Origin of the sequence: Actinoplanes sp. NPDC051343 (assembly GCF_044455125.1) — a bacterium.
Classification (GTDB): Bacteria; Actinomycetota; Actinomycetes; order Mycobacteriales; family Micromonosporaceae; genus Actinoplanes.
The window spans coordinates 1-8536 of record NZ_JBITEL010000042.1; the positions used below are offsets into that span (position 1 = coordinate 1).

Here is an 8536-nt window from a genome sequence, read left to right on the forward strand (position 1 = left end):
TGGCTCGGTTGCCGGTGGGGTCGCCGGTGGAGGATCCGGAGTTCTTCGCCGGTCAGCTGACCGGGACGGTGCGCTTCGCGGACGCGATCACCGGGCTGATCGGCTGCACCACGTTCGTCGAGGCCGGCCCGGATGCGGTTCTCCTCGGAGCGGCGTCCGAGTGTCTGGGTGACGTCAACCTCGTGCCGATCGCGCGCCGGGGCAGCGCCGAGGTGGCGACGCTGGTGGGCGCGATCGCCGAGCTGCACAACCTCGGACGCCACGTCGACTGGGCGGCGTTCTTCGCCGGCGCCGGGGCTTCCCTCATCGATCTGCCGACCTACCGATTCGGCCGCGAGCGGTACTGGAAAACGGCCCCGGTCGTCGCCGCGGGAGACGGACCGCGGCGTCTGGCTACCCCGGACGGCGGGCTGATCATGACCGGGCGGCTGGGAGAGCACCAGGCCGAGCTGCACGGTGTGGCCGTGGTGCCGGACACCGTCCTCGCCGATCTCGCACTCGCCGCGGCGGGCGCGGCCGGTCATCCGGCGGTGCTCTCCCTGCGGATCGAACAGCCACTCGACGCCACGACCGGTCAGGTGCAGGTCACGGTGCGGCCCTCCGGTGAGCTGACCATCCACGCCGGAGACGCGGAGAGCGGCTGGACGCTGCACGCCACGGGAATGCTCGATACCGCGCCGTCGCCGCTCTCGGTGACGCCACCCGGGGACGAGTCCATCACCGACGCCTACGGCGAGTTGCGCCGGCTCGGACACGGCTACGGGGACACCTTGCGCTGCCTCACCGACGTACGCCGAGGGCGGGCCGAGCTCGTCGCGCCCACGCAGGCGCTGATCCTGGAGTCGCTCGTCCAGCTGGCGGCACTCGAGGCCGGGGAGGCCGTGCGGCCGTCCCGCTGGGAGGGTCTGGTCGCGGCCGGCCCGGGCCCGGACGGTCCGGTGCGGGTCACGCTCGCGGGCGGCGCGGGCTCGGCGACCGACGCGTCCGGGCGGGTCGTGCTGGCGGTCCGGGAGCTGCACACCGAGCCGGTGACACCGGACCAGGTCACGGCTACCGGCACACCGCCACTGCTGCATCTCGAACATGTGCCGGTACCGCTCGGCGATGCCCTCGGCGACACCGGGAGCGGAACCGCGGTGGTCAGCACCGACGGGACACCCGAGTCGGCCGCGGTGCTGGAGGCGGCCGGCCGGCTCGACGAGCCGGAGGTGTCGCTGCGCCGGGGCATCGCCTATGTGCCACGCCTGTGCCGTACCCCCGCCACGGCCGCGGCCCGTCCCGATCTGGCCGGCGAGACCGTGCTGATCCTCGGCTCGGACGAACGGCTGGCCCGGCATCTGCGAAACGCCTATCAGGCCCGGGCGATCGAGGTGTCCCCGGCCGAGGCCGCGGACGCGCTGGCCGCCGGTCCGGCCGGCGTCGTGCAGGTGTCGGGCGCGGCCGACGTCGTCGGGGATCGGGAGCTGCGGATGTTCGTGCTCGTCTCGTCCGGTCCGGAACCGGGCGCCACGTACGACGCCGTCGCGGAACGGCGGGCGGCGAGCGGCCTCACCGCGACCTCGATCTGGTACCCCGCCCCCGGCACACCCGGATTCGGCGAACTGTCCGCCGGGGCGCGGCTGCGATTGTTCGACCGGGCCGTCGCCTCCGGACGACCGGTGGTGACCGCGGGACGCATCGACCCGGTCACCGCGCACCGGGTCCCCCTCCTGCGGGAGCTCGCCGGGCCGACGCCCGACCACGGCCTCGCCGACCGGCTGCGGGGGCTGCCCGAGGCCGAGCGCGGACGGGCGCTGCTCGACCTGGTACGCACCGAGGCCGCGGCGGTCACCGGGCACGACGTGGACAACGTCGAAGCGCCGTTCACCGAGCTGGGCTTCGACTCGCTGGCGGTGATCGACCTGCGTACGCGGTTGTCGGCCGTCAGCGGTCTGCGACTGCCGTCCACCCTGGCCTTCGACCACCCGACCCCGGCGGCCGTGGCGGCGTACCTGGCCGCCGAGCTCGATCCGGAAGCGTCCGGCCCCGACCTGGTCGCCGAGATCGACCGGCTGGCGGCGCTGCTCGCAGTGTCCGGCGACGCGCGGCGGCACCGGGCGGTAGCGCGTCTCGAAGCCGTGATGTCCGGCCTGCGCGATTCCGCACCGGCCCCGGATCTCGCGGCGGCCTCGGACGACGAACTGTTCGCGATGCTAGACGGCGGTCTCTGAGCCGCCGAGGCGGCCTGACGGATGGGATGGACCTGGGCAGATGGCAGCTGAGGAAATGCTCCGTGACTACCTCAAGCGCGCGGTCACCGAACTCCGGCAGGCGAAGGGCCGGCTGCAGGAGCTGGAGGATCTGCGGTACGAGCCGATCGCGATCGTGTCGGCCGGCTGCCGGTACCCGGGCGGCGTGGACTCGCCCGAGGCGTTGTGGGATCTGGTCGCCACCGGTGGCGACGGGATCACCCGCTTCCCGGACAACCGCGGATGGGACGTGGACGGGCTCTACGACCCGGAGCCCGGGCGCCCCGGCCGTACGTACTCCCGGGAGGGGGGCTTCCTGCACGACGCGGGGGCGTTCGACGCCGCCTTCTTCCGGATGAGCCCCAAGGAAGCCGTGGAGACCGACTCCCAGCAGCGAATCCTGCTGGAGACGGCGTGGGAGGCGATCGAACGGGCCGGGATCGACCCGCTCTCGCTCAAGGGGAGCCGGACGGGGGTATGGACCGGGTTGGTCTATCACGACTACGGCTCGGGCGAGGGCGGCGTCGGGGTGCTGGGCAGCGTCGCGTCGGGCCGGATCGCCTACCTGCTCGATCTGCGCGGTCCCGCCGTCACGGTCGATACCGCGTGCTCGTCATCGCTGGTGGCGGTCCATCAAGCCGTACGCTCGCTCCGGGCCGGCGAGTGCGATCTCGCGCTGGCCGGAGGCGTGACCGTGATGGCGACACCGGCCGCGTTCGTCGGATTCAGCGAGCAGGGCGGGCTCGCGCCGGACGGACGGTGCAAGTCGTTCGCGGCGGCGGCCGACGGTACGGGCTGGGGCGAGGGCGCCGGACTGCTGGTGCTGGAGCGGCTCACGGACGCCAAGCGGCTCGGGCATCCGGTGCTGGCCGTGGTCCGCGGGACGGCGGTGAACTCGGACGGCGCCACGAACGGGCTCACCGCGCCCAACGGGCCCTCGCAGGTGCGGGTCATCCGGGACGCCCTCGACGACGCCCGTCTCACCGCGGACGACATCGATGCGGTGGAGGCACACGGCACCGGTACCGTCCTCGGCGACCCGATCGAGGCGGAGGCGCTGATCGCGGCGTACGGCAAGAACCGTGACCGTCCCCTCTGGCTCGGTTCGCTGAAGTCGAACATCGGCCACGCTCAAGCGGCGTCCGGAGTCGGCGGCATCATCAAGATGGTCGAAGCCATGCGGCACGACGTGCTCCCGCGCACCCTGCACGTGGACCGGCCGACCCCGGAGGTCGACTGGTCGGCGGGCACGGTCCGGCTGCTGGACACCGAGCGCCCCTGGCCGCCGGGCGACCGCCCGCGGCGGGCCGCGGTCTCGTCGTTCGGCCTGAGCGGGACAAACTCCCACGTCGTCATCGAGGAGGCGCCGCCGGCCGAGCAGATCGAGGCGGAGACGGCCCCGGAGTGGCCGGTACTTCTCTCCGGGCGTACCCCGGACGCGCTGCGGGCCCAGGCCGCCGCCCTTCTGCGGCACCTCGGCGAACGACCCGGGCTGCACCGTGACGACATCGCGTTCTCGCTGGCCACGACCCGGCCGGCGTTCGAGGAACGGGCCGCGGTCATCGCCGCCGACCCGCGTCCGGCGCTGCGGGCGCTGGCCGGGGGGACCGAGGCACCGGGGCTTATCCGCGGGGTCGCGGAACCCGGCGGGCGCACCGCGATGCTGATGACCGGGCAGGGCAGCCAGCGCCTTCGGATGGGGTCCGGGCTCGCCGTCTTCCCGGTGTTCGCGGCGGCCTACGAGGAGGTGATCGCGGCACTCGACGCCCACCTGGACCGGCCGCTGCGCGACGTGATCGACGGGGACGACCCGGAACTGCTCGAGGCGACCGGCTACGCCCAGTGCGCGGTCTTCGCGTTCGAGGTGGCGCTGTTCCGGTTGCTCGAATCCTGGGGAGTGCGGCCGGACGTGGTCGCGGGCCACTCGATCGGGGAGATCACGGCGGCGTACGTGGCCGGCCTCTGGTCGCTCGCCGACGCGGCCCGGCTCGTCGCCGCCCGGGGACGCCTCATGCAGGGCCTGCCCGCGGGCGGGGCGATGATCACGCTGCGCCGGACCGAGGACGAGGTACGCGCGATCCTCCCGGAGACCGTCGCCGTCGCCGCGGTCAACGGCCCGGCCTCGGTCGTGATTTCCGGGCCGGTCGCGGACGTCGAGCGGGTGGCGGGCGGCGACGGCAAGCGGCTTCGCGTCTCGCACGCGTTCCACTCGGCGCTCATGGAACCGATGCTCGACGAGTACGCGCGGGTTCTGTCCACTCTCGACTTCCGCGAGCCGGTGCTGCCGGTCGTCTCCACGCTCACCGGCGAACCGGTTCCGGCCGGCGAGTTGCGCCGCGCCGGCCACTGGGTACGGCAGACCCGCGAAACGGTCCGGTTCGCCGACGCCGTACGAAGACTCGCTGCCGACGGGGTGACCCGATTCGTCGAGGTGGGCCCGGACGCGGTGCTCGCTCCCGCCGCCGCCGGCTGTGGGGTGCCGGGTGTCTTCGTGCCGGCCCAGCGGCGCGACCGGGACGAACGCCGGGAGCTCGTCGCGGCGGTTGCCGCGGCCCATGTGGCCGGTGTGCCGCTCGACCGGGCCGCGTTCTTCGGCCCCGGCCGGCGGGTCGACCTGCCGACCTACGCGTTCCAGCGCCGGTGGTTTTGGTGGAGGCCGGAACCGGGCGGTCTCACCGGCGACCGCCTCCGGTACCGGGTCGCCTGGCGCCCGTTCGACGTGCCCGGCGCGGCGCCGGCCGGGAACTGGGTCTGTGTCGCGGCGGGTGGCGGCCATCCGCTCGCGGGCCGCCTCGCGAATGCCATCCCCGGCCTGGTGACCTTGCGGCCGGACCAGCCGCTGCCGCCGGACGCGACCGGCGTCCTCTCGCTGCTCCCGGCCGGCGAGATCCCGGCGCTTCTGCGGGCCGTCGCCGGCACGGAGGCCCGGGTCTGGGCCGTCACCTCGGGCGCCGTTGCGGTCGAACGCCCGGGCGAGGTGACCGGCCTCGAAGACGCCGCGGTCTGGGGCCTGGCCGCGGTGGCCGCCCTCGACCTCCCGGCGGTCTGGGGAGGCGTGGCCGACGTCGCCCCCGGCGTCCCGCTGGGCGATCTCGTCCGAATCCTCACCGCCGGCGAGGACCAGATCGCCGTACGGCCGGACGGCGTCTACGCCCGTCGTCTGCTGCACGCCTCGGCCGCCCCCGCCGGCGCGTGGGCCGCCCCGGCCACCGCCCTCATCACCGGCGGCACCGGGGGCATCGGCGCCCACCTGGCCCGCTACCTCGCCCGGTCGGGCACCCGCCGGCTGATCCTGACCAGCCGGCGCGGACCCGCCGCCGAGGGGGTGGCCGAACTGGAGAACGAGCTCACCGGCCTGGGTGCCAAGGTGACCGTGGCGGCCTGCGACGTCGCCGACCGGAACGCGGTGCGCGACCTGCTCGACACGGCCGGCGAGATCGACGGGGTCTTCCACGCGGCCGGCGCCGCCCAGCCGCCGAAACCGGTCACCGAGCTCGTACCGGCCGACTTCGCGGCGGCGGCGCGGGCCAAGGTTCTCGGCGCGCTGCACCTCGACGAACTGCTCGGTGACCGTCCGCTGAGCGCGTTCGTGCTGTTCTCGTCCGGTTCGGCCGTGTGGGGCAGCGCGGGACTGGCCGCGTACGCGGCGGCGAACGCCGTGCTCGACGCGCTCGCCCAGCGACGCCGGGCGGCCGGGCGGGTCGCGACCTCCGTCGACTGGGGATCCTGGGCGACCGGCATGGTCGGAGCGGAGACCCGGCTGCTTCTCGACCGCCTCGGCGCGCCCGCGATGGAACCGGCGGTGGCGCTCGGCGCCCTGCGGGATGTCCTCGCCGGGGGCGAGACCGCCGCGGTGGTGGCGGACTTCCGCTGGGATCGGTTCGCGCCCGCTCTCACGATGGCCCGCCCCCGGCCGCTCCTGGACCTGCTGCCGGAAGTGCGCGAGGCGCTCGACACCGTCGTCCCGGTCACGTCGGGCGGTCTGGCCGGCCGGCTCGCCGAGGTCTCGGCCGCCGAACGGCTGACGCTGCTCGAGGAACTGGTTCGCGAGCACGTGGCGGCGGTGCTCGGCCACGGCGGCCCGGACGACGTGGCGGCCGGAACCGCGTTCGCCGACCTGGGTTTCGACTCGGTGTCGGCGGTGTCGCTGGTTACCCGGCTCGCCGCAGCCACCGGCCAGAAGCTCGACCCCACTCTGGTCTTCGAGTACGCGACCCCGCGCCGGCTCGCCGAACATCTGAGCGACCGGCTCGGGCCCGGAACGACCGGCGGCGCCGATGCGGTCCTGCGGCATCTCGAACGGCTGGAGGCGGCGCTGTCCGAAGCGGATCGCGACGAGCTCGACCGGTCCCGCGTCGGCGCACGGCTCCGGGCGGCCGCCCAGCGGTTCGGCGGGGACGGCGGTGCGGGCGCCGGCGGGGAGCTGAGCGCCGCGTCCGCCGACGACCTCTTCGACTTCATCGACAACGAGCTCGGTCTTCAGTGACGGCGGGGGAGAGCATGGCCAGCACCGAGAACGACAAGCTTCTGGCGTACCTCAAGAAGGTCACCGCCGACCTGGCGCAGACCCGGCGGCGGCTGGACGAGGCCGAGGCCGCGACCGGAGAACCGATCGCGATCGTCGGAATGGCCTGCCGGTTCCCGGGCGGCGTGCGGTCGCCGGAAGACCTGTGGCGGCTGGTCGACGAGGGCGTGGACGCCATCGGGCCGTTCCCGGAGGACCGCGGCTGGCCGGTCGGCGAGCTCTACCACCCCGACCCGGAACACCCCGGCACCAGCTACGTGCGGGAGGGCGGTTTCCTGCCGGACGCGGGCGGGTTCGATGCCGAGTTCTTCGGGATCAGCCCCCGCGAGGCAGTGGTCATGGACCCGCAGCAGCGGCAGCTCCTGGAGGTGTCCTGGGAAGCCGTCGAACGGGCCGGCATCGACCCGCACACGCTGCACGGACGCCCGGTCGGTGTGTTCATGGGCTCCGGCTTCCAGGACTACGAGGCTCTGCTCGGTGCCGCACCGGAAGCGGCCGAGGCATACCTCGGCACCGCGACCGCGGCGTCCGTCCTGTCCGGCCGGCTCTCGTACTTCCTCGGCGTCGAGGGCCCGGCCATGACCGTCGACACCGCGTGCTCGTCGTCGCTGGTGTCGCTTCACCTGGCCGTGCAGGCACTGCGCCGGGGCGAGTGCGAGCTGGCCCTGGCCGGGGGTGTCGCCGTGATGGCGACCCCGGACGCCTTCGTGGCGTTCAGCCGGCAGCGAGGTCTCGACCGGGCCGGGCGGTGCCGTTCGTACGCGGACGCGGCCGGCGGCACGGGCTGGGGCGAGGGGGCCGGCGTACTGGTCGTGCAGCGGTTGCCGGCCGCGGTGGCGGCCGGTCGCCGGATCCTCGGCGTGGTGCGGGGCAGCGCGGTCGGGTCGGACGGCGCGTCGAACGGGCTCACCGCGCCGTCGGGGCCGGCGCAACGGAGCGTGATCCGGGCGGCCCTGGCCGACGCCGGACTGTCGACCGCCGACGTGGATGTCGTCGAGGGCCACGGGACGGGCACCGTTCTCGGCGATCCGATCGAGGTCGGCGCGCTGGTCGAGGTGTACGGGCGCGGCCGGGCGCCCGGCGCCCCGCTGCTGCTCGGATCGTTGAAGTCGAACATCGGGCACGCCCAGGCGGCGTCGGGCGTGGGCGGCATCGTCAAGGTCGTCGAGGCGCTGCGGCACCGGGTGGTTCCGCGTTCGCTGCACAGCACGCCGGTGTCGTCCCGGGTGGACTGGGCCGGCGTCGAGGTCGTCGCCGAGCCGCGGCCGTGGCCGGAGCGGGACCGGCCGGGGCGGGCCGGGGTGTCCTCGTTCGGGATCTCCGGCACCAACGCGCACGTGATCGTCGAGGGGTTCGAGCCGGAGCCGGAGCCGGCAGCCCCGCGCAGCGGAGCCGGCCTGCCGGTGCTGCCGATCGTGCTGTCGGGCGTCGGCGGGGTGGACCGGCAGGCGGCCCGTCTCGCGGAGTGGCTGGAGCCGGCGCCGTGCGAGCTCGGCGACACCGCCTGGTCGCTGGCCTCGGGACGAGCGGTGCTGCGCGACCGGGCCGTGGTTCTGGCGGCCGGCGCCGGTGAAGCGCGCGAGGGTCTGGCCGCCCTGGCCGAGGGGCGGCCGGCGGCCGGCGTCGTGACCGGCGCCGACGTGCCCGGAACCACCGGCGTCCTGTTCGGCGGGCAGGGTGGCCAGGTCGCCGGGATGGGCCGGGAGCTGTGCGAGGCGTTTCCGGTGTTCGCGTCGGTGTGGGAGGAGGTCTGGCAGTTCTTCGGGGTTGATTCGGCGGTTGT

3 protein-coding genes are annotated in these 8536 nt (G+C 74.7%); all 3 read left to right on the plus strand.

Going from position 1 to position 8536, the window contains the following annotated elements:
* Positions 1-2210: phosphopantetheine-binding protein (locus ACIA5C_RS48465; RefSeq protein ID WP_396068149.1), on the plus strand; the 2210-nt coding region annotated here is incomplete at its 5' end.
* Between the two features lie 40 nt (positions 2211-2250).
* Positions 2251-6714, plus strand: a complete 4464-nt coding sequence (locus tag ACIA5C_RS48470) for an SDR family NAD(P)-dependent oxidoreductase (protein WP_396068151.1) — start codon at positions 2251-2253, stop codon at positions 6712-6714.
* A gap of 14 nt (positions 6715-6728) precedes the next feature.
* Positions 6729-8536: type I polyketide synthase (locus ACIA5C_RS48475; RefSeq protein WP_396068153.1), on the plus strand; the 1808-nt coding region annotated here is incomplete at its 3' end.

What these genes read in the sequence shown, in the direction of transcription:
- ACIA5C_RS48470 (WP_396068151.1), top strand. Translation starts at nt 2,251, where the DNA reads ATGGCAGCTGAGGAAATGCTCCGTGACTACCTCAAGCGCGCGGTCACC.